Below are 24,648 nucleotides of genomic sequence, written 5' to 3'. Positions count from 1 at the left end.
GTGATCTACCTCGACCACAACGCCATCACGCCCATGCGGCCCGACGCCAGGGCCGCCGTGCGCGACGCGCTGGAGGTGTTCGGCAACCCCAGCTCGGTCCACGCGGCCGGCCGCGCCGCGCGCGACCTGCTCGACTGCGCCCGGGACCGGGTGGCCCGCGCGGTCGGGGCGGCCCCCGCCGAGATCGTGTTCACCTCCGGCGCCACCGAGTCGGCCGCGCTCGCGATCCGCGGCGTGCTCGGGGCGGCGCCCGCCGGGCGTCGAAGGCTGGTGGTCACCGCGGTCGAGCACCCCTGCGTCCTCTCGCTCGCGCGCGCGCTCGAGCGGGCCGGCACGCCGCTCACGGTGGTCCCGGTGGACCGCCGCGGCCAGGTGGACCCGGAGGCGTTCCGGGCCGCGCTCGGGCCCGACGTCGCGCTCGCCTGCGCCATGCGCGCGAACAACGAGACCGGGGTGGTGCTGCCCGTGCCCGCGCTCGCCGCGGCGGCGCGCGACGCGGGCGCGCCGTTCTTCTGCGACGCCGTGCAGGCGGCCGGGAAGATCCCGCTCGACGTGCGCGGGCTGGGCGCGGACCTGGTGGCCCTCACCGGGCAGAAGTTCGGCGGGCCGCGCGGGGCCGGCGTGCTGTGGGTCGCGCCCGGCCTGCGGCTCGCGCCGGTGCTGGGCGGCGAGCAGGAGCGCGGCCGGCGCGCCGGCACCGAGAACCTGCCCGGCATCGCCGGCCTGGCCACCGCGCTGGAGGCGGCCGTCGCCGCCGTGGCGGAGGAGGGTCCGCGGCTGGCGGGGCTGCGCGACCGGCTCGAGGCCGGGCTCCTCGCCGCGGTGCCGCGCGCCCGCGTGAACGGCGCCGGCGCCCCCCGCCTGCCCGGCACGCTCTCCATCACGTTCGAGGGCTGCGACGCCGAGGCGCTGCTCATGGCCATGGACCTCGAGGGCGTGTGCGCGAGCGCCGGGTCGGCCTGCCACTCCGGCTCGACCCGGCCGTCGGGCGTGCTGCTCGCGCTCGGCCTCTCCGACGCGGACGCGCGCGCGACGCTGCGCCTCTCGCTCGGCTGGACCACCACCGCCGAGGACGTGGACGCGGCGCTCCGGATCGTGCCGCCGCTCGTGGCGCGCGTGCGCGGCGCCATCGCGGGCTCCGCGTAGCGCGCCGCTACGCGGCCCCGAACAGCCCCCGCACCACCGCCGCGATCGCGAGCGGCGTGCCCACCGCCGGATCGTACAGCGCTGCGATCTCGTCCGCGGCCGCGGCCGCGCTGGCCGGCCGCTGCGCCGGATCGCGAGAGAGGCAGCGGAGCACGAGCGCGTCCAGCGCCGGCGGAAGCTCGCGCCGCAGCGACGAGGGCGCGCGCGCCTCGCCGGCCAGGATGCGCCGGCCCACCTCGTTCACGTCGCGTCCCGGGAACGCGGGCCGATCGGTCAACAGCTCGAACAGCACCGCGCCGAGCGCGAACAGGTCGGAGGCGGGCGTGGGGCGCTCGCCGCGCAGCTGCTCGGGCGAGAGGTACTGCACCTTGCCGAGCGCGCCTGGCCCCGGCGCGCCCGCGGCGCCGGGCGTGAGCGCCACCCCGAAGTCCCCCAGCTTGATCTCGCCGAGCCGGGAGACGAACACGTTCGACGGCGAGACGTCGCAGTGCACGATGCCGAGCGGCGCCCCGGCGGCGTCCACCCCGGCGTGCGCGTGCGCGAGCGCCCCCGCCAGCACGTGGGCCGCGTACGCCGCGAAGTCCACCGGCAGCAGGATCCCGCGCTGCCCGCAGCGGGCCAGGATCTCCTTCAGGTTCCGGCCGTCCACGTACTCCATCACGATGAACGGCGCGCCCTCGGCCACGCCCGTCTCGAGCACCTCGACGATCCCCGGGTGCCGGAGCCGCCGCGTGACGGCCGCCTCGTTCTCGAACAGCGCCACGAAGCCGGGGTCGCGGGCGAGATCGGGCCGGAGCCGCTTCAGGGCCACCGTCTGGCCCGCGAGCGGCCCGTCGAGGGCGACCGCCCGGAAGACCTCGGCCATGCCGCCGCGGCCGATGAGCCCCTGGATGCGGAAGCGGTCGAGCGCGATCGCCATCGGGCCGCTGTTCTACAGCACGAACGCCACGGCGGGGCGCCCGCGCGCACGGGACCCGGGCCGGGAGGCGGGCCCCGGGTGTCTGCGCGCACGATGCGTGAACGGTGCGGCTCCGTGGCGAATGCGCGCGCCCTCCCGCGTGCCGCCGGACGACCGCGAGATCAGGCCGTTCTGACCGCAGAGGGCGCCCCGGCGTGGCCCTCGGCACGGCTTGACAGGCCAGGCCTCCGAGCCTAGGATCATTCCGTAAAACACCGCGTGGTTACGCGGGGTTACTGCTCTTTGACCGCGCGCTTGCGCTGTACCCCCTGCCGGGTTCGTGATTGGCCTTGCGTCGTTTGGGCCGACTTTGTCCAAAGCGGAGCGCCCGCCCACGTCCATGAGCAAGCTCCCTGAAGCGAGGGAGAAGCCTACGGATGCTGGTGTACCGGGTGCCCCACCTGTAGAAATACAGGTTCAAACAACCGGGCCACACGGCCCACGCGGGGGGCTTTTTCTTGTCCAGCCTCGGGGCACAGACGGCGCGGTGAGCGATCCCGCCATCCCCTCCGACCGCAAGCGCGCGCTGCGCAGGTCCCTCATCGGCGCGCGGGCTCGCATCGACCAGGACGAGCGCGCCGAGCGCTCCCGCCGCGTCATCGCGAGGCTCGAGGCGCTCGACCTCGTCGCGGGCGCCCGCACGCTCGCGCTCTACGCGCCGCTCGGCGGCGAGGTGGACGTGCTCGAGCTCGCAGCGCGCGTGCGCGCCGGTGGTGGGCGCGCGGTGTTCCCGAAGGTCCGGGCCGGCGATCGCCGCCTCGCCTTCGCGCTCTGCGTGCCGCTCGACCTGGTGCGCGGGCCGCTCGGCGCGCTCGAGCCCCCGGAGGACGCGCCGCTCGTCGAGCCGGGCGAGGTGGACTGCGTGGTGCTGCCCGGGGTGGCCTTTTCGCTCGACGGCCTGCGGCTCGGGCGCGGCGGCGGCTACTACGACGCCACGCTCGCGGCCATGCCGCGCGCTGCGCGGGTCGGGGTCGCGTTCGAGGTGCAGCTCGTGGACGCGCTCCCGCGCGAGCCGCACGACGCGGTGCTCGACGCGCTGGTGACCGAGGCGCGGACGCTCCGGTTCGAGCGAGAAAGCGGTTGACTGGGCACGCTCCGCGCGCGAGGGATCCCCGACCTTGAAAGTCCTGTTCCTCGGAGACGTGTTCGGCAAGCCCGGCCGCCAGGCGATCCAGCGGCTCGTTCCCCGCCTCATCGTGCGCGAGGCGATCGACCTCGTGGTGGCGAACGCCGAGAACTCGGCGGGCGGCGCGGGCGTGACCCCCGACTCCGCCGACGAGCTGCTCGCGGCCGAGGTGGACCTGCTCACCAGCGGCAACCACATCTGGTCGAAGCGCGAGATCGTCTCCTACCTCGAGGCGCCCGGCTCGCGGCTGCTCCGCCCCGCCAACTACCCGCCCGGCTCGCCCGGCCGCGGCCGCGGCATCGCCTCCACCCCGGACGGCCGGCGGCTCGGCGTCGTGAACGTCGAGGGGCGCGTGTTCATGAAGACGCTCGACGATCCGTTCCGCACGGCGCTCGCGGAGGTGGAGGCGCTGCGGGCCGAGGGCGTCACCTGCATCCTGGTGGACATGCACTGCGAGGCGACCAGCGAGAAGAACGCCATGGGCTGGTTCCTCGACGGGAAGGTCTCGGCGGTGCTCGGCACGCACACCCACGTGCAGACCGCCGACGCGCGGGTCCTCCCCGGCGGCACCGCCTTCGTCACCGACGTCGGCATGTGCGGGCCGTGGGACTCGGTCATCGGCGTGAAGAAGGAGCTGGTGCTGGAGCGCTTCCTCACCCAGCGCCACGTGGGCTTCGAGCCGGCGCGGCGCGACGTCTACCTGCAGGGCGCGATCGTGGACCTCGACGACGCGACCGGCCGGGCGCGGTCGATCGCGCGCGTGCAGGAGAAGCTCGAGGAGTGACCGCGGCCTCGCGGCGCGCCCCCTACCGCACCTTCACGAGCGCGTAGTTCCGCTTGCCCTTCTGCAGGAGCGCGTAGCCGCCGGCGAGCAGGTCGCCCGCGGCGACCTTCGCGTCGCCGGACTCGAGCACCGCCCCGTTCAGCGAGAACCCGCGCCCCGCCACGCCGCGGCGGACCTCGCCCTTCGACGCGGCCAGCCCGACCTTGACGAGGAGGTCGGCGACCGTGAGCGCCGCGAGCTCGTCGCCGGTCACCGTCGCGGACGGGATCTCGCCGGCGAGGACCTCGAGCACGTCCGCGCTCGCCGCGCGCAGGTCGGTGCCGCCGAACAGGATGCGGCTCGCCTCGACGACGCTGCGAGTGACGTCCGGCCCGTGCACGCGGGCGGTGACGTCCTCCGCGAGCCTGCGCTGCGCCGGGCGCTTCCCCGGGTCGCGCGCCTGCTCGGCGAGCAGCGCGGCGATCTCCTCCACCGAGAGGAACGTGAAGAACTTCAGCAGCCGCTCCACGTCGCGGTCGTCGGTGTTGAGCCAGAACTGGAAGAACTTGTAGGGCGAGGTCCGCGCCGGGTCGAGCCACACCGCGCCGCCCTCGGTCTTGCCGAACTTGGTGCCCGAGGCGGTGGTGAGCAGCGGGAAGGTGAGCCCGTGGACGCTCGCGCCGTCCTTGCGCGAGACCAGCTCGGCGCCGGCGGTGATGTTGCCCCACTGGTCGCTGCCGCCCATCTGCAGCTCGCACTTCTCGGAGCGGAACAGGTGCCAGAAGTCGTAGGCCTGGATGAGCTGGTACGAGAACTCGGTGAAGGAGATGCCGCTCTCCATGCGGCCCTTCACCGAGTCCTTCGCCAGCATGTAGTTGACGGTGAAGTGCTTGCCGACGTCGCGGAGGAACTCCATCAGGCCGATCGCGCGGAGCCAGTCGGCGTTGTTGCGCACCCGCGCCGCGTTCTGGCCCTCGAACGACACGAACCGCTCGAGCTGCGCGCGGATGGCGGCGACGTTCCGGTCGATCTCCTCCACCGAGAGCACCGGGCGCTCCGAGCGCTTGCCGCTCGGATCCCCGACCATGCCCGTGCCGCCGCCCACCACGATGATGGGCGTGCCGCCGCAGCGCTGCAGCCAGGCGAGCGACATGACCGCGAGCAGGTGGCCCACGTGCAGCGAGTCGGCGGTCGGGTCGAACCCGACGTAGCCGGTGATGGGGCCCTGGGCGAGGCGGGCCTGGAGGCCCGGGGTCTGGTCGTGGACGAGGCTGCGCGAGACGAGGGCTTCGAGGAGGTTCTGCATGGCGCCGGGCAGCCTAGCGGATCCCGGCCGAGATTTGGACGCCGAACCGCGCCGTCAGGCTCGCCTGGCCGGCTTCCTCGGTGCGGGTTTCCTCGCGGTGGGTTTCCTCGCGGCGGGCTTCTTCGACGCGGGCTTCTTCGTAGCGGTCGCCTTCTTCGCAGCGGCAGGCTTCTTCCGCGGCGCGGTCTCCGCCGGCCCCGCGGCCTTCGCCGGCGCCGCAGCGTGCTCCGGCGCGGCCGGCGGCTGCGGCGCAGCGTGCTCCGGCGCGGCCGGCGGCTCGGGCGCCGCGCGCTCCGGCCCTGCGGGCGCCCCGGGCTCCTCGGCCGGCGGCGCGACCCGCCCGACCGCCGCGCCGCCGCGGAAGCCCGTGCCGAGCACGTAGACCTCGTAGCTCGACTCGCGCACCGCCTCCGGCCGGATCACGTGCATCGCCGCGAAGCGCCCCTGCAGCTCGCGCTTCAACGCCGGGAAATCGCCGCCCATGAACACCTTCGCGACGAACGCGCCGCCCGGCACGAGCACCTGCTCCGCGACCGACAGCGCCATCCGGACCAGCTCGAGCGAGCGCGCCTCGTCGGTCACCTTGATGCCGATGGTCTTCGGCGCCATGTCGCTCGTGACCAGCCGGAAGCGGCCCTCGTGCAGCAGGCGGATCTTGTCGAGCGCGTCCGGCGCGAGCAGGTCCACCACCGCGGTCCGGACCCACCGCTTGCCCAGGTTGCGGATGGGCTCGAGGTCCACGCCCACCGCGACGCCCTTCTCGCCCACCGCGTCGGCCAGGATCTGCAGGAACCCGCCCGGCGCGGCGCCCAGGTCGAGCACCGCGTCGCCCCGCCCGAGCAGGCGGTGGCGGTGCAGGATCTCCTCGATCTTGAAGGCCGAGCGAGCGCGCAGGCCCTGCTTCTTCGCCTTGCGGTAGTAGAAGTCCTTCGGGTCGTAGGGCTTGGCCATGTGTGGGCTGACGTCCGTTTGCCGGGGGTTCCGCCGCCCGGTATCCTGCGGCTCGCGCAGGGCAGTCAAGCCGACAATGTCCAGGATCAAGATCCTTCTGCTCTGCGTCCCGGTGGCCCTGGCCGGCCTCGGCGTCGCCCTGCACGCGACCTGGCGGATGGCGGCGCTGGAGCGCGCGCTCCAGGGCGCCGACGCCGAGGCGCGCGAGGCCGGGCGGGCGTTCGTCCAGACGCTCCAGGGCGAGCACGCCGAGCGGCAGCGGATCGCCCTCGACCGGCGCAGGGCCGTGGCGCTCGACATGGCCGCCGCCCGGCGCGACCGGCTGCTCGGCCTGCTCGCCACCGGCGCCGCCGGGCTGCTCGGCGCTGCACTGTCGGTGATGGCCCGCATCTCCGCGGAGGTCGAGGAGGATCGCCGCCACGTGCGCGCCGCCGGCGGCGATCACGGACCGGACCGGTCCTGATCCCGCGGCCAAGTCGACCGGAACGGTCCGATTTTTCCCTAAGAAATTCCGCTGCCTGGACTTGACTCGACCCCGTCCGGGATCGGATAAGCGTCCCCGTCCACCCGCCCGCCGGGCGCTCGTGAGAGGAAGAGAAAGACCATGGCCCTGAAGATTACCGAGGAGTGCATCAACTGCGGCGCGTGCGAGCCCGAGTGCCCGAACACCGCCATCAGCCAGGGTGACGACATCTACGTCATCGACGCGGCCAAGTGCACCGAGTGCCAGGGCCAGCACGACTCGCCGGCGTGCGCGGGCGTCTGCCCGGTCGACTGCTGCGTGAAGTAGCCGCGGCCGCCGCGGAAGCAACCGCGGCACAGGCGTGTTGACGAGGAGCAGCGCCCCCGCGGCGCTGCTCTTTTCGTTCCCGCCCGCCAGGGACGCACGCCGAGGCGATTGGCCCTAGGCGGAATCCGCTCGCGGGCGGTAGCATCGAGCGTCTTCGAACACGCCAGCGGCGGAACGCCGAGGAGAGTCCCATGGCCACCTTCATCACCGAGGAGTGCATCAACTGCGGCGCGTGCGAGCCGGAGTGCCCGAACAGCGCCATCAGCCAGGGCGACGACATCTACGTCATCAACCCCGACCTCTGCACCGAGTGCGTCGGGTTCCACGGCGAGGAGGCCTGCGCCGCGGTGTGCCCCGTGGACTGCTGCGTCCCGGATCCGAACCGGACCGAGACCGAGGAGCAGAACTACGGGAAGCTGGCGACGATCCACCCCGACAAGACGTTCCCGTCGCTCGCCGAGCTGACCGCCGAGCTGTCGCGGTTCCGCAAGTAGCCGCCGCCGGCGGACGCCGCTCCCCGCGCCCCGCGTGCCGCATGGTGCGCGGGGCGTCGTCGTCTCGCCCTCCGCCGACCCCGCCCGTCGGTCCCGACCCAGGAGCCCGCCGTCATGTCACGAACCGTGAAGCTCGACCGCCGCACCGCCGCCGTGCTCCTCGTGGACGTGCAGGAGCGGCTCGCGCCCGCCATGCCCGCCGAGGCGCTGGCGCGGGTGATGAAGTACGCGACCGCGCTCGTCGAGGGCGCCAAGGCGCTCGGGGTCCCCGTGCTCGCGACCGAGCAGTATCCCAGAGGTCTCGGCCCGACCCTCCCCGAGCTCGCCCGCCTGCTCCCCTCCCCCGCGCTCGCCAAGGTGCACTTCTCCTGCGGCGCCGACCCCGCCTTCGCCGCCGCGCTCGAGGCCACCGGCCGCCGGCAGGTCGTGATCACCGGGATGGAGACGCACGTGTGCGTGTTCCAGACCGCCCGCGACCTCGTGCAGATGGGCTACGAGGTGCACGTCTGCGCCGACGCCGTGTCGAGCCGGACCGAGGAGCACCGCCGGGTCGGCCTCGAGCTGTGCCGCGAGGCCGGCGCGATCGTCACGACGGCGGAGACCGCGCTGTTCGACCTCCTCCACCAGGCCGGGACCCCCGAGTTCAAGCAGGTGTCCGCCCTGGTGAAGTGACCCCGCGGCCCCGCCCGCCACCGGGGGAGGCAGGCCCGTCCGTCCCGCCGGATCCCGGTTGACCCAAGGGTTTCGCGGTGCTACCTAGTCCGTCCCCGCAGTTCCCGGGGCGTAGCGCAGCCTGGTAGCGCACTTGCTTGGGGTGCAAGTGGTCGCTGGTTCAAATCCAGTCGCCCCGACTCTCTAAGAGCCCGTCGCCACAGCATAAATTGGCGACGGGCTCTTTCCTTTCCAGGCCTCGGGGTGCGCGTCGGGGTGCGTTTTTCGATGCTCTGTCGGTGAAGGACCCAGGCGTGAACTCCGCGCCTTGCGCCGGGGCTCGGGCGGAGCGGGGCGGACCCGGAGGGCGGGCGGCGGGCACCGTCGTACCTCTCGGCTCGTGGAGGAAGAGGCGCGGGCGATCGTCGAATGCGCGATGCAGCGGTTCAGGATGGCGATGCCGAGACGGGCGCTGAACGCCGAGGATGCGTTGAAGTTGGATTCGGCGGCGCAGCGCCTGTAGACCGCTGCCAAGCGTGTCACCGCCAGCATGCTCGTCGATGGGCGCAGCCCGCTTGAAGTGCCGTACCGGAACCTGAGCAGCCCTCTCCACTCCGACACCGAGGAGCAGGGATCGCCGGTCGCGACGATGCTGATCGCGACGTTGATGTTCCGGTTCGAGAACCTCAAGCAGCGAATCGACGAGAAGAAGACCTTCGCGGATGCCACGCGCTCGGCATCACAGTTCCTCGCGGACGCAAAGCGGCGCGACTAAGGATAGCAAGCGTAGTCACACAGGGTGAACGAGCCCGCTTCCCAAGCTTGGTGATGGCGAGGGGTCCCCTCGTGACCGCGGCCTCACCGTTCATCCGATGCAAGTAGTGACCTCTCATCGAGATCCCGAATCGTTGGCCAGTCGCCGCTCGAACTCCTCGATGTCCTTCGTGGCCCATCGGACCGCGCGCGGTCCAAAACGGAGCGGCCTCGGAACATAGCCGCCCTGAATCCACCGATACAGCGTGGCGTGCGAGCACTCCCACCTCAAGCAGAGGTCGCGCGCGGTAATGTAAGCGCGACCCGAAGACAGCATTGTTGTGCGTCGGGCGGCCATTACAACGTCGAGTGGGCTGGCGCGGGCAGTCACAACTCTAACTCCTGACGCTCCCATCAAGGTGCGCAAGACGGCACAACGGCGACCCGTGAGGCATGGTAGGTCGTGCCCGATGTGTCGTCAAGCACCCCAGGCTGGTACCTATACTCCCTGCACGAGGCCCGTCTGGCGGCTCGTCACGAGCGGTTCTCATCTGCGTTCGGAGTTAGACCATCCGCCAACGTCATCAACGGAGTGAGCGATCCCGACCGAGATCAGTGCTCATGTCCGCGAGGAAGGTGGAGACGATCGCAAGGAAACGCGGAATCTCGGCCTCGCGCCCGGCGCGTTCGCTGGGGTTTCCAACCCGGGCCACCTCAGCCACACCGGTCCTGGACCTCACGAGGAGCTCGCGGAACGTGACGATCGGCGCCCGCTGATTCCCGCGATCGTCTCCAATCTTCAGCGGTGGTGCTCCAGGCGAGCGGTCATTACGGGCTCCGTGCGCTTCGCGAGCGCAGGCGAGCTGCGTCTCCTCCATGCAAGAGAACTGCGCGCCGCCGCGGCGACCACCTCACGCTGACCGTCGAGCGCCGCTTTGTCGTGACGTTCTTCCCATCCGGCGGTGAAGATGCGCATCCACCTTCGAGTCAAGGAGTAGGGGCATGCGTACCGTGATACCTCCCGATCTGCACCCACTCGTGCGGAAGGCGCTCCGGGCGCTGAAGCCGGACCAGCGCCTGTCATACCGACCCGAACTCGATGACAAGCTCCTTCGCACACCGCGAGGCTTCATCCAGATTGCGGTCGCGCGCGAACACACTGAACGCGCGGGGCGCCTCCTGGACATGTTCGTCCGAACCATAGAAGGCCCTGACGTGCGTGGGCGCGTCCTCTTCCTCGACGACAAGACGATGCTCGAAGTAGATGGGGAGCAGTTCCGCCTTCGCTTCAAGGAAGAGAATGCGCGGACCCCGCACCGCCCCACGCCTGAAGAGCGACGGAAGATCGCAGCACATCCGCACTTCCATTCCGTCCCGAAGGCCGACCATCACCCGACGAACCGCTTCACGCTTGAGCTCTACGACCCGAACGTCGGGTATCGCTACCGCGCGCGACTCGCGGACCGCCGGCGTGCGACACTGGAGCAAGCTCTCGTGGAAGTACCGGCACTGCTTCGCCGCCTTGTTCAAGAGAACCGAGACGCTGAGGTCGAGCGGGAGCGGCGGCGGCGCGCGTGGGAGGAGCAGGAACGGCAGGAGACGGAAGAGCGCCAACGACGCGAACGAGAGAAAGCGAGACGCGCCGAGTTACTCGCCGATGCTCGCGCGTGGCGCGAGGCATCGCTGCTCCGGGACTACACCGCCGCGGTGCTTCAGGCACGCGGACCAGACGACGAAGCGCAACAGCGTTGGGCTACGTGGGCGCGCTCCGTCGCTAACGAGATGGACCCGCTCACCCGAAATGGCAGCGAGCAAGAAGGTGACTCTTAGTGTGGCTTCGCGCTGAACAGCGCGAAGCCGCGTCGATAGTTGGCGCTCTACTTCAGCGTTGCCATGTAACACGCCGCTTGTAACAACCATCCCATCGGTTCGATTTCGCTTGCGACTGAAGCAGCCCCCCAAGGTGGATACGGACATGTTCGTCGATTCCAACGCTGCACGGTTCTCCGAATTGCCAATAGTCGAAGTAATTGCGAGGATAGAGCGGCTCAACAACGACCTCGCGTCGTTCTGGGGGGACAACCAAGGATGGGCGCCCATCGCGGCTGCCGAGCTGTTGAGCAAGTCGCGACTCGACTGGCAAGCCTCGCTGTCCGCGTCGCTTCGGCTCTGGATTCGTGACGACCCTAACGCACTCACGCCAGGGGAGCTCATCCTTGCATGGGCGAACCTCGGCAGCCTTCTTGAGGGAACTGTTAAGACGCTGCTCTCGGTTTACTACGAGACTTACAGGGCAGACCTCGAGCACCTCAAGAAGGCAAACGCTTTCGACAAGAACAAGCAGGAAGCAAAGCCCCCCGACGGGCTGGCGCTCGAACATCTTCGCCTATACTGTAAGTCCAGGCAGCTGCTGGGCGAGGAAGGCGATGCACTCGTCGAACACGTGCAGAATCGTCGTAACGCCATCCACGCGTTCAAGGATCGGCCGATAGGGAACGGGGTCGAGTTCCAGCTTGCGCTGCGAGCCTATCTCGGCTTGCTTCGAGCCGTGAACGACAGGCTCCCCTACCCAGATGATTTGTACGCGCCGCACGAGTAGCACGTCCTCGTAGAGGACCAGTGGCTTCTTTCGCACCGGGAGCTGCTGCAGGTTCGGGCCGGAAGTTCAGCGACGAAGGTTCAGGCGCAGGCCCTCCTATACTGGCGTTCGGTCCGATCGACTCCACACGGACGAGTTGGACCCGTTCCCTGGGCATGTGGAATGAGCAGGGATCAGCGCGGGCAGGTTCCGGAAAGACTCCGGTCGGACGCGAAGTACGTGTACGCGCTCACGTTCCGGCCCGACTCGTACTTGAACTGGTAGGTGGGCACGTCCTCGCGCCGCATGATCGCGTCGACGCATGGCAGGTACGCTCGCGGGAAGCGATCCCCGAGCATGAAGTAGACGAGCGCGCCGCGAATCGGGACCAGCGCCTCCTTCCCCGACGTGTCGTCATCGAGGAGCACGAGCCTGAACTCTCGCTCGCCCTCGTAGTCCAGGCGCTTCGTCAGGTAGAGCGTCGGCGCGTGCTGCCGCCGGTACTCGGCGGCGTACTTCTCGGTGCCGACCTGCTGGATCCGCTCGTTGTCGTATGAGAGCGAGCGCGGCCCGACGGAGGAGACGGGGTCGTCGCTGTAGGCGACCTCTTGGGCGATGCACTCCCCCCGGCTCGCCAGCGCCAAGTTGAACGCGTCGACAAGCTTCCGCCGGTCGAACGCTAGGCACACCCCGGTGTGGCCACCCGCGTACTGCGCCCACATCCGGTCCCGCGCCCAACCGGCCCACGGCGGAGCGAAGTCCAGCGCGCACGGGTCAGGCGACGAGAGGTCGCCGTCTAGGCAGAAGCACGCGACTCGCGCCCGCTTTGCCACGTCGTCGACCTTGTCCCAGGCGGAAAGGTCCGGCAGGCCATCGTCCGCCGCGGAGAACCCCGTGTACTCGCGGTGCCCCTCCAGCGGGTCGTGCGTCTCCGAGATTGGGCCCAGCCGGATCGTCATCGACTCGAGAATGAGCTCGAGCGCGGTCGAGGCCTTCGTATAGTGGTAGACGAACCCGCCGACTGGGGAAACCTCGGTGCCTTCCATGCCGGAACGTTACCAGAAGGCCCCCACGCGCCAGCCCGGCGCAGTAGCATCCCCAACGCGTCGCCTCCTCGGCGATGGCCGCGCAGGAGGCGATGATGGGGACTCCCGAGTTCGACGACCGGTTTGTTCGCCACTACCTCAGGCACGTCGTCGCGCTCAACGTCGAGTGCGACATGCCGGACGGCACGCGCGGAAGGGATGTATACTCCTGCTTCGTGCTCGAGATGTGGGGAGAGTGGTTCCTCGCGACCTCGGGGCACGGGTTGGAGAAGTTGCGCTCCGGCCTACCCAGGCTTCCGAACGTCGCTTGCAGTCTCTTCGACGCATGGCATCCCGGAGCGAGCCGGTTTCCGATCCCGTTCCCCCTGCTCGATGCCAGGACCTTCGCCGTAGACTTCGACGGGCTCGATCTCGGGCTTATCCTCCTCGACGAGCTGTTCCGACGCGGGCTCCAGGCGAACGGGATCGTGCCCTTCGTCGAGAGTACTTGGCGAAAGCCTCCAGCGAACATGCGGCTCCACGCCGTCATCGGGTTCCCCGAGCAATTCATCACACGCGGGCCCGACGCAACGGCCGTGCTCCCGACGTTCGTCTACATGAACGCAGTTGAAGCCCCGCCGGTTATGGCAAAGGCGTTCCCCCGCTTCTACGGCAAGCTCCCCCCGCAGTTGGTGAATCCCCATACCGGCGCGACGCTCACCGACATGGATGGGTTCAGTGGATCCCCGATCATCGGCTTCAATGTGAAGGACGACGGCCAGGTCTCTTACTTTCTCGTCGCGATTCAGAGCGGGTGGCGCTCCGACCTGTGCGTCGTTGCAGGCCCACTCCTGCCCGCGATCGCGGACTGGCTTGCGAAGCAGATCGAGCAGGTGTAACCGTTCGACGCCGCGTCGTTGCAGCCGCTGACCCCCATCCTTCGGCCAACCGGACGTCACCGACCACGGCAGGCCAAGAAGCTGGTCGACGAAGCCGTGGAGCGCTACGGCCGCAACGACGTCCCCTCAGAGGACCGACTGCGCGAACGCCTGCGCGCGCGGCACGTCTAGCAAGTAGTTGCCCACCAGCTCTACAGCGAACACGTCGGGCAGCGCGTCCTGGAACTTGCTCAGGCGGTACGCCGGAAGCCGACCAAGAATCGCCGATCTGGTCTCCGGCTTGTCCCAGAACGCAGCCGAAGACACCTCGCGGATGGCCTCGCGGACGGCACCGTCCGATACCCCCGCGCCCGAGATCCGCAGTTCGAAGTTATCGCCCTTCACCGACCAGTCGTGACTCCACTCGAGCCCGTATTTGAGGGTCTGGTTAATCTTGCCCCCGGCGAACGTCCACCACCGCACCACCCCCTCGTCCGTTTGCATCGCGATGGGCCGCCGCAGGGTATCCCCGAGGTCTTTGCGGCGGGCCTCGATCGCGCGCATCGCGGCAGCGTCCGCGTAGGGAACCGGCGTCGAGTCGGTCAGGACGCGCTTCATGCGCTGGCAGATCTCGAACCCGAGCAGGGAAGGCGCGAATCCACCCCAGCTCGGCTTCTGGCCTCGCGGCGCCTCTCGGACGCGGACGACGCGGTCCTCGTGGTGCACGTGTTCGACGAGCCACGCGCGACCAGCGAGAAGGAACGCGCTCATCTCCTCGACGAGCTGGTCCACGAAGTTCTGCTCGAGGGAGCCGAGCGCCCGGCCAGCGGCAGTCTCGACCTGGTACAGCACCGGGCTCGAGAACACCGCGTACAGCTCGAGGAAGTTCCGCTTCCCGTAGACCCGCTCGGCCTTCTGGCCCAGCGAGAGGAGGCCGCCGGACTCGAAGAGGTACTCGTGGCGCTTCATGTGGTCGAGCACGCGCTCGAACTCGTCGCGGCTGATGTCCGCGAAGTCCCGCACGACGTGGAGGTGCTCCCAGCAGCGCTCCGGGCTCACCGCTCCGTACTGCAGCGTTAGCGCGAAGATCTGGTGCGCGAACACCGGCCAGCACCGGCGTGCGGCTGGCACCCGCTCCACCCAGCCCTCGCGCGCGAGCTCGACGAGCGCGACCGCCTGGAGCGCCGCGTCCTCGTCCTCGCAGAAAAAGCTCGTGTTCGCGGTCTGCCCGGCGCGCCGGCCCGTCCGGCCCATGCGCTGGAGGAACGACGAAACGGTGCTCGGGGCATTCGCCTGCATCACGAGGTCGAGATCTCCTACGTCGATCCCGAGCTCGAGGGTCGACGTGCAGACGATGCAGGCGTTCGTACCGTGGTTGAATTGCGCCTCCGCGTCGTGGCGCTCCTCACGTGACACCGAGCCGTGATGAACGAACACCTCCGTCCCGTGCCCACGCATCCTCTCAGCGACGGACTCGGTCAACGCGCGGCTCTGGCAGAAGAACAGGCTCTTGTTCCCCGCAGCACGCCGAGCCGCGTCCCGGGCGATGTCGATGACGCTCTCGTGGAGTGAAACGTGCAACTCGCGCCGGGCGGACACCTTCGGCGGATCGACGACCACGCCGGCCCGGCGCGACGTCCCCTGCAACCATCCGAGGATTTCCTCCGGGTTTCCGACAGTCGCGCTCAGCCCGATCCGCTGGACGTCATTCTTCGTGCTCTTGATGAGCCGCTCGAGGACGCTCATGAGGTGTGCGCCGCGCTCGGTCCCAGCGAACGCGTGCACCTCGTCGACGATCACCATGCGAAGGTCGGGAAAGACCTTCGGCGTCGGGAAGCGCGGCGAGAGCAGCATCACCTCGAGCGACTCGGGCGTCGTCATCAGGAGCTCGGCGGGCTCCCGAACGAACTCGCGCTTGTCCCGGTCCGGCACGTCCCCGTGCCACACGAAGCGGCGCAGGCCGACCATCTCCGTGTACGTGCCGAGCCGTTCCTCTTGGTTGTTGAGGAGTGCCTTGATGGGCGCGACGTAGACCACGCCGACGCCTTCACACCCGTTCTCGACGAGGTTCGCGAGCGCCGGGAAGATGGACGCCTCCGTCTTGCCGCCTGCGGTCGGCGCGAGCACGACCGCGTTCTTCCCATCGAGGATCGCCTCGCCCGCGAGCTCCTGCACCGCACGCAGCGCCGTCCACCCGAGGCGCGAGACGATCGCCTGCTGCAGCCGGGCGGGGAACCGTGAGAACGCGCTCACGCTCAGAACTCCACGGACGTCGTCGGGTATCCCTTGTCGTCACCGGGCTCGGGGTCGTACGGAGGCTTCCCCTCGAGCTTGCGCGCCTCGTAGTCACTCGTGCCCTGCGGCTCGAACTTGAACTGCTTCTCCGGGTCGTACTCGGGAAACTCGATCGTGAGGTCGAACACGTTCACGAGCTGCCGCAGGAACTGCCGCGGCACGATGCCGACGTCGCCGCCGAAGCCCTTCGTCACCTCGCGCACGAGCCGCTCGATGAACTCCGGCGTGACACGCGCCTCCAGCCCGGGCGGGTCGCTCGCGGGGTAGATCTCGCGGAGCTTCAGCGCGACCTCCTTCAGCCGACCGGCGTCGAACGGCTTTAGCTCGAGCTGCGCCTGCCTGAGGCTCACGTAGCCCGGCTGCGAGAGGAACCGGATCCGATCGTGGAGCGGCTGGAGGCCGGCGACGCCCCGCTTCGTGTCGAAGAAGTCGGGGGTGCCCGTGAAGATCCAGAGGAGCCCGTGGTACCGGTCGGCTGCGTCGCAGATCTGGCGAATCCCGTTCAGCGACTTCCCGCGCACGTCCTGCCGCATCCGCAGGATCGTCTCCGCCTCATCGATGACGATGACGAGTCCTTTGTACCCGGCCGCCTTCACGATCTCGAGTAGCCCGTGAAGATAATCCAGCGCCTCGGCGCTCGTGATGTCGCCCTTGATGCCGGCGGACTTCTTCTGCTGGGCGGCCACGTTGCCGCTCCCGGACAGCCAGGACAGCAGCGCGCCCGCGTCTGCTCCCTTCCCTGCCTGCTTGAGCGCGAAGATCTCGCGCAGCACGCGCGCGAAGTCCTCGGGCGCCTTGCCGCCGGTCAGCGACGTGATCTCCTCCCCGATCCGCTTCTGCACCTGGGCGTCGAACCCGGGCGCCTCCTCGTTCGCGCCGGCCGCGACCAGCGCGTTCTCGACCTTCGCGATCCAGCGGTCCACGATGTCGGCGAGCGCACCGCGCGGGCACGAGCTCGTCCCGAGTTCCTGGACGATCTTTCGGTACAGCTCGTCGAAGCGGTGGAAATGGAGGTCGTTGTCGGAGACCACGACGAAGCTCGTGGCGAACCCCCGGGCCTGCGCGTCCAGGACGGCGAGGCGAGACATGAACGTCTTCCCGCAGCCGTAGCCGCCGCGGAGGAACTTGAAGACGCCCTCGCCTGCGTGTGCAAGGTCGAGCACCCGGCCGAGCTCCGCGCGCTGCCGCTCGATGCCGACCGCGAAGGCGTCGAGGCCGCGCTCGGGCACCACGCCCGACCGCAGCCGCTCGAAGATGTGGTTCACGTCCCGCCGGGTGAGTCCCATCGGCTAGCTCTCCCTGTCCTTCACGTACCGCTTCCCGTCGCCTGTCGCCTCGACGCGTACCCGGAACGGTGCGTGGCGTGCGTGCTCCTCGAGCTCGAGCGCGAACCGCCGATACGCGCGCGGCGAGCCGAGGAACGACGTCGCCTCCGGCTCCGTCACGGAGCCGTGCACGGCGAGGTGCAGGAACACGCGCCGGACGCCGTCGTCCGCCAACGCCTCGACCCAGGCGGGCACCTGTCCCGTCGCAGGCGGCGGCGAACGAACCGCGGGCGACGGAGCGGGCTCGGCGGCGGGAGCAAGCGCTCGGGGCGCGGCCTGCGACCGCGCCGCCGACCCCGCGGCGACGATCTCCACTAGCGTCTCGTAGAGCGCGTTCGCCCGCGCATTGGTGCCGAGGTGGCTCTGGTACGTCCCCGCGACCTTCAGCCTGCGGCCGGTGACCGCGTTCAGCAGCCGATGCACGAAGCGACACGCGTACATCTTGTAATCCATCGCGGAGACCGGCTGGTTCGGCGAGCGGTCGTAATGGCCGAGCGGCATGTACGACCGGATGGCGGCGTCGAAGGCGTGCCGGTCCAGCGGCGACGTGAGCCCGTCCCTCGGGCCCGTCGCCACGAGAATGACGTCCCGCGCGATCCGGAGGAGCTCCTCGTGCTGCTCCGGCTGGATCGGTGCGCGCAGCGGCGGGTCGGTGTCGCCGCCCGGGCCGCCGTTGGGCAGCTCACCGAACACGGTGAACGGTGCAAATCCAGTCATCTACCTCTCCCCTTCCTTCACGTACCGCTTGCCGTCAGAGCCCGGCTCGGTGCGGATTCGGAACGGCACCTTGCGAACGTGCTCGTCGAAGTCGAGCGAGAACCGGCGGAACGCGCGCGGCGACCCGAGCATGCGCGTCACCTCGGTCTCGGTGATCGCCCCGTGCACCGCGAGGTGCTCGAACACCGCGCGAACGCCGCCAGCGGGCAGCGCGTCCGACCAGTCCAGCACCCGCTCCGGCTGCGGGGCGACCGGCTCCACGGAGCCGCGCCGCCAGTCCACGTCGAACCAGCCGTCGAGCGGCTTCGGCGCGACCTTCTCCACCGCGTCCGGGTGGTAGACCTCGAGCCGCACGGCTTCAGACGACGGACCCTCGAGCGCGAAGAAGACTTCCGTCCAGTCGGCGTCCATTGCGAGGCGGAGCGTGCCGTCTTCCACGGCTCCCGGACCTGAGACGCCCTTCAAGGTCGCGCGTACCTCGGGATGACCGGGCGCGCGCATCCCGACGCTCACCGCGGGCGCCGCTACGAACCCGAGCTGGCCGGCGTCGTCGTGGGCCGCACGGAGTCGGACGCGGACGCGGCGGAGGCCCATCGCATCTGGCAGCCGCTCGGCGTCCACCCGGTACGCCATCAGCGTCCGCCCCAACGGCCGTTCGCGCCGGACGGTCAAGACAGGGATGATCCGCTCCTGCGGGCTGTTGCCGCCGTGCACGAACGTCGCCCCGGCGTTGCCGGTGGCGAACACCGCGGTGTCCTCGCGGAAGAGCAGGTACCCCGCGAGCCCGTCGTAGCCGAGTGCCGAGAGCGAGACGTTCACCATGCCCTGCTCGGCGCGCGGATGCTCGTCGAGCACGTAGCGCTGAGCGGGGTCGCGCTTCGAGCCGTAGGGCACCTTCTGCGTCGTCTCGTCGAGCAGGAGGAACCCGTGGTCGGCCGTGAACACGAACGACTTCACCCCCGCCTTCTGGAGCTGCGCGAAGGCCGTCCGGAGCTGCCGCAGGAAGATCTCGAACGTTGCCGGGCCGAGGTTCGCCTCACCGGCGTCATCGATCTCCGTCCCGTGGACGACGACGACGCGCGCGCTCGCGATCTTCCGCTTCAGCTTCTCCGGCTCGAGCTCGCAAACCTCGCCGAGCTGCAGTAGGACGCTCTGCTTCGCGCCCGTGCGGAGGCCGATCGCGCGCGCGCGGTCGTCGGGGGTACGGACCGTGAACTCGCCGGTGCGGAACCCGCCGAAGGTCCCTGAAACCTGGAGACGCCCGCCCTGGCTGACCGGCGCGAGTGCGTTCATTCCCACCGCGGTGATGGTCGGGAGCTCGGCGAGCCGCGCCTTCAGGTCCACGACGGTCCCGGGCGCCTTCAGCTCGGCGAGGAGCTCCGTCGCCATCTCGTAGCGGAAGGCGTCAAGGAGGAACAGCGCGACACGTTCGTCCGTCGCGAGCGGCTGGACCACCTGCTCGAACACGGCCCGCTGCTGGAGAGTGGCGTCGGGGAGGAACCCCGCCGCTCGGCACGCCGCGGCGAAATCGCGCGCGAGCCGGTCGGCCCAGCCCCGGTACGCGCTCCTGAGCACGCGGACGATCTCCTTCAGGTCACCGAAGTGCGGCAGCTGCGAGTCGAGGAGCGTGGCCTGGCGCTGCTCGAACCGCCGGTGCGCGCGATCTACCTCGTACGCGGTGGCGGCGTAGCGCTCAACGGCCGCGTCGAGCGACCGCACGCCCTCGAGCGGCCGCGGCCGCGCCGTGAGCATGCTCCCGAGCGCCGCGGCTTCCCGAGCGAGCTCCCACGCGCGCCGCCGCGCCGGATCGCGGCGGAGCCAGTATGACCGCTCCTCGTTCCGAGCCTCGGCCCAGCCGCGGACCTTCTCCCACTCGCCGGCCCGGAGCGCGTCCACCGCGCCCTGGAGGACGCGCTGCTCCTCCTTCCGGAACGTGTCGATCTTGCCGAGGTCCTCGGGCCTGATCGCCGGAAGCTCCTCGTGCAGGTGAAGCTCCACCTCGTCGGCGAGCGACGCGTACGAGTCCGTGTGCTTCCCTCTGATGTGGTCGACGAGCGCGAGGGACGCCTTCACGAGCGGCGCCGAGAGGTCCCGCAGGCGCACGAGTTCGGCGACGAACGGTGGCCGGTTAAGATCGTGGACGTACTCCACCGAGAGGAGCCAGCCGACGAGCGCGCCCGCGACGCTCGCGAGCGGGGTCGCCTTCGGGTCGCTCCCGTAGAACCGGAGCCATGCGGCGTCCATCCCGGTCTGGCGCGCGAGCCAGGCCTCCAGCACCTCCCTCTCGGCGTCGCTGCCGACACGCTGGAGGAGGAAGCTCTCCCGCCGCTCGAGCACATCGACGAGTGCGTCGAGGACGAGCGTCGGTCCGAGCTGCTCCAGGAGCGCCGCGAGCCCTTCTCGCGTGTGCGTGAGCTGGCTCGCAAGCCAGGCGTCGGCGGCCGCGAGGTCCACGGTGCCCGCGCCCGCGAGGTACTGCTCGAGCGCATCGGGCGCCACGCGGCCGCGCGCGACCTCGCGGACGAGCGTCTTCGGGTCCTTGCGGAACCGGAAGCCCGGCTCGTACAGCTCGAGCACCGGTGTCGCCCGGATGCTGTCCTCCGTGAAAGCCGGCATGTGGATGAGGAGCGGCGCGTTGTCGAGGCCGCTGCCGTACGGCTCGAGCGCGAGTACGATCTCGAGGAAGCTGCCTCGGAACGCGACGACCGGGAACGGGAACTCACCCTGCTTCGCGCGGGCGGAGAGCCCGTCCACGAAGGGGGTGTATGTGCCGTGCGCGTCGAGCCAGACGACGACACCGCGGCGACGCAGCTCGCCAAGGAGCTCCTGCTCGAGCGCCAAAGCGGTCAGTCCGCCGGTCACTCGACCTCCTCGGCTTCCGCCTCGACCTCGGACGACTCTAGCGAGAGCGACAGGTTCTCCTCGGGATCACTCTTCCGCGACTTTCGCTCGCGGCGCTCCTGCTCCTTGAGCCGGATCGCCTTGGCCTCGTCCGCGTGCGACTTTAGGAACGCCGCGCGCGCCTTTTCGGACCCGGGCTCGTCGATGGTGAACTCCTGCCGAATCTCGTCCTGGAGGCGAAGCTCCCAGGCGTACGCCTTAGCGGGGTGGAGGCGCCAGAAGCAGCCGTGTGCGACGGCGAGCGAGGGATCCTCGACGCACTTCTTCTCCACCCGCTCCGGGAAGTAGCGCTTCGCGAGGTGTGCCCAGTCGTAATCCTTGCGGCCGTTCGCGGTGGCGAGTTCCTTCCACCACTTCTTCGGGTCCTTCCACTGCGGCTCGAGGAGCGGCCACAGCGCGGCACTGTTCACCATGACGCCGTCGTCGAGGTCCATCTCGTAGCGCGCATCCCGCTCGCGCAGCGGCTCGTCGGGCGACGTCGGCGGCGGGCCACGCTCCGCGCATTCCGTCACGAGATCGATGAACGCGGTCAGCTCCTCGAGGAGCTTCGACACATCCGCAAAGCGCTTCTCGGCTTTGCCCTTCCCGCTCTTCTCTCCCTTCGCGCGCGCGTGCCGGAGGTCCTCGAGCTCGCCCTCCAGCCGGCGCTTCTCGGGGTGGAGGTGCTCCGCGAGGAGGTTCGAGAGCGTCTGCGCGTCCCAACGATGAATGCTCACCCAGGCAACGAAGCTCTTCTTCGCCGAAGAGAGCGGGAGGTAGATGGGGCGGTTCTCGTAGACCGACTTGTGGTGCTTGAAGAAGCCGGTGCGGAGCCAAGTACAGAGATCGGCGCAGTCGCCGGCCTGGTGTTCCACCCACGCGTTGCGTAGCGAGGCACATGCGGCGTGCGCGAGAGACCCGTCACCCAACGCCGCGGAGATGAACAACATTCCTAGCGGAAGCGCGCTCCCACGCGATTCGGTTAGTACCCCCTCGCCTTTAGAACCGAACCGACCCAGCGCTACACCCACTGCGTAAGACAGATGATCGATGCCAGCGGCCGGCACGGGTTCTGGTGAATAGGGTGGCAACGCTTCAAGAGGACCTCGATCCACTGCCCTCTGCGCCCAAGACTGAGCGTACTCCCATTCAGAGGGCTGGGGGCGTCGGAACTCGGAAGACGCTTCACGTCCGCTCTCATGGTCAATAAACACGTGTTCCACAACGGCGTAGATCTTCGCAGAGTCCGGAACCTCAAACACTGGCAAGCGATTCACGTCACTCACGAGAAAATGCAACCCGGGGTTCAGCGACGAAAGGACGTACTTCGATACGGAAGCATTCATAAGGCAGAGCACACCCGGGATGTCGTCCGGGAACACCGACGCCCCCATGTGCCCGAATACGCTCTCCGCGCGATGCGCCCTTGCCCCGAACGAGGACCCAATCACAGTGAAAGCAATGCCCCGACGGAAGTAGAGCGGCTCGTTCTTGATAGTGCGCGAGTAACTCCCGTAGAGGTGTTCGCAAAACACCTTCGGAGCAAGCCCGAACCTTTCCCAATCCACGACGTCGGTCATTGGCTCGAACCATTGGCGGCCCGCTGCGCCCTTCACATATGGCGCCCATCTCGCGAGCCCAAAACCGTTCCGACGTAACAGCGGGCGCGTTACGGCGACATCTTCCGTCCTCACCTCCCACCACTTGCGCAGGAATCGAACGTTGTCCTGCGTAGACATCCCGTTGCGCCCCGGAGCCACTTCCCCGAGCTTCTTCGCGGCCCGGTATCGCGCGAGGAAGCCCTTATCCCACCAGTAGATGATCGGCCTACCTTCAACAGCTTCGAACCACCCGGCCTCGAACTCGTATCTTCCTTGCCCGCACAGCAACGCCGCGGCCCGCCGCAACGGTTTGCCGGAATCACGGCTGGCGTCGGCCAGCGGGGCCGCTTGAAGAGCGATAGCCTTACCATCGGGCCTCCCCCGGCGGACGACCACCATCGCGGACGAGATCACATCGTCCATTGAGCGCGAACCAAACGCGCCCGTACCGATGTCGGCTAGTGAGCGGATGTCGCACGAATCCAGCAACGCGGCTCTCAACTCCTCGAACTGGGCCAGATACATCCATCCACGCATCGTGACCAACGCAGCTATCCCGTGCGGACGCGCGAGGACAAGCGCTCTCTCCATGAAAGCCGCATACAAATCGGCAACGGCGCGCGGATACTCTCGAACATAGTATTCTGCACCAGAGATACGGGCCGTCCCCTGGTACGGCGGGTTGGTAACGACGACATCGTAGCTCGCCTCTCTCGCTGCGCGGGTAAACCGTATTCCTGCTGCGAGCTGCTCCCCATCCAGCCGCAGTCCGAGATCTTCTTCTCCCGAATGCTGCCTTAAGAACTGCTCCAGCTTCTCGTGCAACGCAGCCCGGACTTCATTCGGGCTACGCTCCAGCGTCTTTCCTGCATCTCCGCCCAGTTCGAGCTGCGCTCCTGGTCTCAAGATGCGCTCGCTGTCTGCAATCGCTTCATCGACCGTTGCGTCCACCTTGAGCAGCGAACCGAGGTGATCGACTCCCGCGAGCGCCTTCACGATCCGGCTGGTCAGCTCCTCGGGAATCCCAGTTTCCGCCCTGACCTCGCGGCGCAGCCGCATGAGCGCCGGATCGTCGTCAGGCAGGTTCCCGAGCCGAAGCACCGGCGCGACCAGGTTCACCCGCTTCGGCCGCGCGTCCTTCGCTTGCCGCTTCGCCTTCAGCATCACCGCCGCTGCGGCGATTTGAACCGCTCGCGGATCGATGTCGATCCCGTGAAGGTTGTTCTCGAGGATCGCCTCCGCGATTTCCCGGTCGCTCCATACCTCGCCCCGGTGCCGGGCCTCCTCGCGGTACATCCCCGCGAGCAGGTCGAAGGCGATCACGAGGAAATGGCCCGATCCGCAGGCGGGGTCGAGCAGCTTGAGCGCGCGGATCGATGCCGGTGCGCTCGCCACCGCTTCGTCCGGGATCGGTTGCGGTACGTAGTACTTCCAGTGCTCCTCGAGCTCGCCCTCGATGGGCATCAGGGCGTCGTGTGCGACCTCGCCGGCCTCACGCTTCTTCCGCCACTCCGCACGCCGGGCATCGAGCACGGAAAGCACGGCTTCGGCATCCGCGGTCCAGCCGTTCCTATTGCAGATGCAGAGCCACGTCAGGCCGAGGCTGTTGTGGAGCAGCCACTCGACCATGTACCGCTCCGTAAACATCTGCGTCTTCGACGCGATCTCGTGCGGCTCAATTTTCCCGCCGGCGTTCAGCTTTGCATCGAGCGCCTCGCGCTCCGGATCGTTCCAGTACTGGTATACCCAGCCGAGCGTCGTGTCGTCCGTCCAGGCCGGCTCGAGCCCGGGGTCGTCGAGCCGCTCCACCACCTCGCGGAGCGTCGCAGGCGGGACGGCGAACAGCCGAGTGAGGCCCACGTCGCCGAAGAGGCCCGGCAGCTCGAGAGCGAGCTCGTCGAACACGAGCCGCAGCATCGCCGCGTACCCCTCGGTCTCGTCCCCGAGCAGCGCCGGTGCGAACTCGCGCAGCTCGCGGTACCCCTTCGAGTTCCAGCCGCCGGTCACGAACACCGGCTTTTGCAGGCCGAGCGCCTCGAGGTGCCGGAGGAGCACGAGGCGGTTCAGCAGCGTCGCAGCCGCCTCCTTCACGGCGTCGCCGAGGAATCGCGCGCGGGCGGACTCCATCTCCCTCTTGTTCTTGGGGTTCGCGGTCCGGGCGCGCTCGTCGAGCCAGGCGTCGAGCCGCTCGCGCTTCCGGCGCAGGTCCTCCGGGAGCTTCGCCTTCTCCGGCGGGATCGACAGCCGGTACCGCCGCTCTGCCTCATCGTTCAGGTCGCGCAGCAGCCTCGCCCGCAGCTCGCGGACGGTGCGGGAGAGGAGCTGCTTCGCGTCGGGGGTCAGCGTGGGCATCGGGAACCGTTCGGCGGCAGCGCCGCTCACCCTTAGACAGGCTCAGGGCGAGCGGCTGG

At 69.3% G+C, this 24,648-nt stretch carries 23 protein-coding genes, 1 tRNA gene and 1 other RNA gene; 13 read left to right on the top strand and 12 right to left on the bottom strand.

Going from position 1 to position 24,648, the window contains the following annotated elements:
• Positions 1-1,146 carry a cysteine desulfurase family protein gene (locus A2CP1_RS05870; protein ID WP_012632510.1) on the top strand — a complete coding sequence of 382 codons (1,146 nt, stop codon included), beginning with the start codon at positions 1-3 and terminating at the stop codon, positions 1,144-1,146.
• A gap of 7 nt (positions 1,147-1,153) precedes the next feature.
• Here A2CP1_RS05870 and A2CP1_RS05865 read toward each other — a convergent pair whose 3' ends face one another.
• The gene (locus A2CP1_RS05865; protein ID WP_012632509.1) at positions 1,154-2,065 is read right to left on the bottom strand and encodes a serine/threonine-protein kinase; all 912 of its coding nucleotides are present in this window, start codon (positions 2,063-2,065) and stop codon (positions 1,154-1,156) included.
• 302 nt (positions 2,066-2,367) lie between these two features.
• Between A2CP1_RS05865 and ssrS the strand changes: the two genes are divergently transcribed.
• The 3 genes from ssrS to A2CP1_RS05855 all read left to right on the top strand — a co-directional run bounded on the left by ssrS (position 2,368) and on the right by A2CP1_RS05855 (position 4,014).
• Positions 2,368-2,558, top strand: a non-coding RNA gene (gene ssrS / locus A2CP1_RS22940) — 6S RNA.
• 33 nt (positions 2,559-2,591) lie between these two features.
• Positions 2,592-3,188, top strand: a complete 597-nt coding sequence (locus A2CP1_RS05860; RefSeq protein ID WP_012632508.1) for a 5-formyltetrahydrofolate cyclo-ligase — start codon at positions 2,592-2,594, stop codon at positions 3,186-3,188.
• 34 nt (positions 3,189-3,222) lie between these two features.
• A complete protein-coding gene (locus tag A2CP1_RS05855; protein WP_012632507.1) occupies positions 3,223-4,014 on the top strand; it encodes a TIGR00282 family metallophosphoesterase in 792 nt (263 codons plus the stop codon).
• 22 nt (positions 4,015-4,036) lie between these two features.
• On the opposite strand, the gene tyrS is transcribed toward A2CP1_RS05855, so the two are convergent.
• Together tyrS and A2CP1_RS24065 are read right to left on the bottom strand one after the other, a co-directional pair.
• Positions 4,037-5,299, bottom strand: coding sequence for a tyrosine--tRNA ligase (gene tyrS, locus A2CP1_RS05850; RefSeq protein ID WP_012632506.1), 1,263 nt, complete (start codon positions 5,297-5,299; stop codon positions 4,037-4,039).
• A 54-nt stretch (positions 5,300-5,353) separates the two neighbouring features.
• Positions 5,354-6,250 (bottom strand): SAM-dependent methyltransferase, encoded by an 897-nt coding sequence (locus tag A2CP1_RS24065; protein WP_012632505.1) that lies wholly within the window; start codon positions 6,248-6,250, stop codon positions 5,354-5,356.
• Positions 6,251-6,326: 76 nt separating this feature from the next.
• On the opposite strand from A2CP1_RS24065, the gene A2CP1_RS05840 reads away from it, so the two are divergent.
• From A2CP1_RS05840 to A2CP1_RS05815, 7 genes are all read left to right on the top strand, one after another.
• A complete protein-coding gene (locus A2CP1_RS05840; RefSeq protein WP_012632504.1) occupies positions 6,327-6,713 on the top strand; it encodes a hypothetical protein in 387 nt (128 codons plus the stop codon).
• Positions 6,714-6,854: 141 nt separating this feature from the next.
• Complete coding sequence (locus A2CP1_RS05835) at positions 6,855-7,040, top strand: YfhL family 4Fe-4S dicluster ferredoxin (protein WP_012525156.1); 186 nt, start codon at positions 6,855-6,857, stop codon at positions 7,038-7,040.
• Positions 7,041-7,231: 191 nt separating this feature from the next.
• Positions 7,232-7,534 carry a YfhL family 4Fe-4S dicluster ferredoxin gene (locus tag A2CP1_RS05830; protein WP_012525155.1) on the top strand — a complete coding sequence of 101 codons (303 nt, stop codon included), beginning with the start codon at positions 7,232-7,234 and terminating at the stop codon, positions 7,532-7,534.
• Between the two features lie 114 nt (positions 7,535-7,648).
• Positions 7,649-8,206, top strand: a complete 558-nt coding sequence (locus A2CP1_RS05825) for a hydrolase (protein ID WP_012632503.1) — start codon at positions 7,649-7,651, stop codon at positions 8,204-8,206.
• 105 nt (positions 8,207-8,311) lie between these two features.
• Positions 8,312-8,385, top strand: a tRNA-Pro gene (locus A2CP1_RS05820).
• Between the two features lie 200 nt (positions 8,386-8,585).
• On the top strand, positions 8,586-8,708 hold the full coding sequence (locus tag A2CP1_RS23920) for a hypothetical protein (protein ID WP_280959888.1): 123 nt from the start codon (positions 8,586-8,588) through the stop codon (positions 8,706-8,708).
• 27 nt (positions 8,709-8,735) lie between these two features.
• Entirely contained in the window at positions 8,736-8,960 is a 225-nt protein-coding gene (locus tag A2CP1_RS05815) for a hypothetical protein (RefSeq protein ID WP_012632502.1), read from the top strand.
• A 114-nt stretch (positions 8,961-9,074) separates the two neighbouring features.
• Here the strand turns inward: A2CP1_RS05815 and A2CP1_RS24060 are convergent, their stop codons facing one another.
• The 3 genes from A2CP1_RS24060 to A2CP1_RS23240 form a co-directional block, all read right to left on the bottom strand.
• Positions 9,075-9,275: a helix-turn-helix transcriptional regulator gene (locus A2CP1_RS24060; protein ID WP_425358204.1), complete on the bottom strand. Its 201-nt coding sequence runs from the start codon at positions 9,273-9,275 to the stop codon at positions 9,075-9,077.
• A gap of 462 nt (positions 9,276-9,737) precedes the next feature.
• Positions 9,738-9,914 (bottom strand): hypothetical protein, encoded by a 177-nt coding sequence (locus A2CP1_RS23425; RefSeq protein WP_168165115.1) that lies wholly within the window; start codon positions 9,912-9,914, stop codon positions 9,738-9,740.
• A gap of 104 nt (positions 9,915-10,018) precedes the next feature.
• Positions 10,019-10,552 carry a hypothetical protein gene (locus A2CP1_RS23240; RefSeq protein ID WP_041450451.1) on the bottom strand — a complete coding sequence of 178 codons (534 nt, stop codon included), beginning with the start codon at positions 10,550-10,552 and terminating at the stop codon, positions 10,019-10,021.
• 361 nt (positions 10,553-10,913) lie between these two features.
• Between A2CP1_RS23240 and A2CP1_RS05805 the strand changes: the two genes are divergently transcribed.
• Positions 10,914-11,537, top strand: coding sequence for a hypothetical protein (locus A2CP1_RS05805; RefSeq protein WP_012632500.1), 624 nt, complete (start codon positions 10,914-10,916; stop codon positions 11,535-11,537).
• 173 nt (positions 11,538-11,710) lie between these two features.
• Here the strand turns inward: A2CP1_RS05805 and A2CP1_RS05800 are convergent, their stop codons facing one another.
• Positions 11,711-12,562, bottom strand: a complete 852-nt coding sequence (locus A2CP1_RS05800) for a DUF2971 domain-containing protein (RefSeq protein ID WP_012632499.1) — start codon at positions 12,560-12,562, stop codon at positions 11,711-11,713.
• Positions 12,563-12,636: 74 nt separating this feature from the next.
• Between A2CP1_RS05800 and A2CP1_RS05795 the strand changes: the two genes are divergently transcribed.
• Positions 12,637-13,440, top strand: a complete 804-nt coding sequence (locus A2CP1_RS05795; protein ID WP_041450450.1) for a hypothetical protein — start codon at positions 12,637-12,639, stop codon at positions 13,438-13,440.
• Positions 13,441-13,566: 126 nt separating this feature from the next.
• Here A2CP1_RS05795 and A2CP1_RS05790 read toward each other — a convergent pair whose 3' ends face one another.
• From A2CP1_RS05790 to pglX, 5 genes are read right to left on the bottom strand one after another with little or no spacing between them, the layout of a single operon-like run.
• Positions 13,567-15,672 (bottom strand): DEAD/DEAH box helicase, encoded by a 2,106-nt coding sequence (locus tag A2CP1_RS05790; RefSeq protein ID WP_012632497.1) that lies wholly within the window; start codon positions 15,670-15,672, stop codon positions 13,567-13,569.
• Positions 15,673-15,674: 2 nt separating this feature from the next.
• Positions 15,675-17,000 carry a BREX system ATP-binding protein BrxD gene (brxD, locus tag A2CP1_RS05785; protein ID WP_012632496.1) on the bottom strand — a complete coding sequence of 442 codons (1,326 nt, stop codon included), beginning with the start codon at positions 16,998-17,000 and terminating at the stop codon, positions 15,675-15,677.
• Positions 17,001-17,003: 3 nt separating this feature from the next.
• Positions 17,004-17,756 carry a hypothetical protein gene (locus tag A2CP1_RS05780; protein WP_012632495.1) on the bottom strand — a complete coding sequence of 251 codons (753 nt, stop codon included), beginning with the start codon at positions 17,754-17,756 and terminating at the stop codon, positions 17,004-17,006.
• Positions 17,757-20,618, bottom strand: coding sequence for a BREX-6 system phosphatase PglZ (pglZ, locus tag A2CP1_RS05775; RefSeq protein ID WP_012632494.1), 2,862 nt, complete (start codon positions 20,616-20,618; stop codon positions 17,757-17,759).
• Positions 20,615-24,619: a BREX-6 system adenine-specific DNA-methyltransferase PglX gene (pglX, locus tag A2CP1_RS05770; protein WP_218917134.1), complete on the bottom strand. Its 4,005-nt coding sequence runs from the start codon at positions 24,617-24,619 to the stop codon at positions 20,615-20,617. Before pglX ends, pglZ begins: the two co-directional genes overlap by 4 nt.
• Between the last annotated feature and the right edge of the window lie 29 nt (positions 24,620-24,648).

The sequence above is a fragment of the Anaeromyxobacter dehalogenans 2CP-1 genome, assembly GCF_000022145.1.
GTDB lineage: Bacteria > Myxococcota > Myxococcia > Myxococcales > Anaeromyxobacteraceae > Anaeromyxobacter > Anaeromyxobacter dehalogenans.
This window is presented reverse-complemented; position numbering and strand designations above follow the sequence as displayed.

Coding starts and splice junctions, on each gene's coding strand:
- A2CP1_RS05865 (WP_012632509.1), bottom strand. CDS start 2,065: ATGGCGATCGCGCTCGACCGCTTCCGCATCCAGGGGCTCATCGGCCGC.
- tyrS (WP_012632506.1), bottom strand. CDS start 5,299: ATGCAGAACCTCCTCGAAGCCCTCGTCTCGCGCAGCCTCGTCCACGAC.
- A2CP1_RS24065 (WP_012632505.1), bottom strand. CDS start 6,250: ATGGCCAAGCCCTACGACCCGAAGGACTTCTACTACCGCAAGGCGAAG.
- A2CP1_RS05840 (WP_012632504.1), top strand. CDS start 6,327: ATGTCCAGGATCAAGATCCTTCTGCTCTGCGTCCCGGTGGCCCTGGCC.
- A2CP1_RS05835 (WP_012525156.1), top strand. CDS start 6,855: ATGGCCCTGAAGATTACCGAGGAGTGCATCAACTGCGGCGCGTGCGAG.
- A2CP1_RS05830 (WP_012525155.1), top strand. CDS start 7,232: ATGGCCACCTTCATCACCGAGGAGTGCATCAACTGCGGCGCGTGCGAG.
- A2CP1_RS05825 (WP_012632503.1), top strand. CDS start 7,649: ATGTCACGAACCGTGAAGCTCGACCGCCGCACCGCCGCCGTGCTCCTC.
- A2CP1_RS05815 (WP_012632502.1), top strand. CDS start 8,736: ATGCTCGTCGATGGGCGCAGCCCGCTTGAAGTGCCGTACCGGAACCTG.
- A2CP1_RS24060 (WP_425358204.1), bottom strand. CDS start 9,275: ATGCTGTCTTCGGGTCGCGCTTACATTACCGCGCGCGACCTCTGCTTG.
- A2CP1_RS23425 (WP_168165115.1), bottom strand. CDS start 9,914: ATGCGCATCTTCACCGCCGGATGGGAAGAACGTCACGACAAAGCGGCG.
- A2CP1_RS05805 (WP_012632500.1), top strand. CDS start 10,914: ATGTTCGTCGATTCCAACGCTGCACGGTTCTCCGAATTGCCAATAGTC.
- A2CP1_RS05800 (WP_012632499.1), bottom strand. CDS start 12,562: ATGGAAGGCACCGAGGTTTCCCCAGTCGGCGGGTTCGTCTACCACTAT.
- A2CP1_RS05795 (WP_041450450.1), top strand. CDS start 12,637: ATGGCCGCGCAGGAGGCGATGATGGGGACTCCCGAGTTCGACGACCGG.
- brxD (WP_012632496.1), bottom strand. CDS start 17,000: ATGGGACTCACCCGGCGGGACGTGAACCACATCTTCGAGCGGCTGCGG.
- A2CP1_RS05780 (WP_012632495.1), bottom strand. CDS start 17,756: ATGACTGGATTTGCACCGTTCACCGTGTTCGGTGAGCTGCCCAACGGC.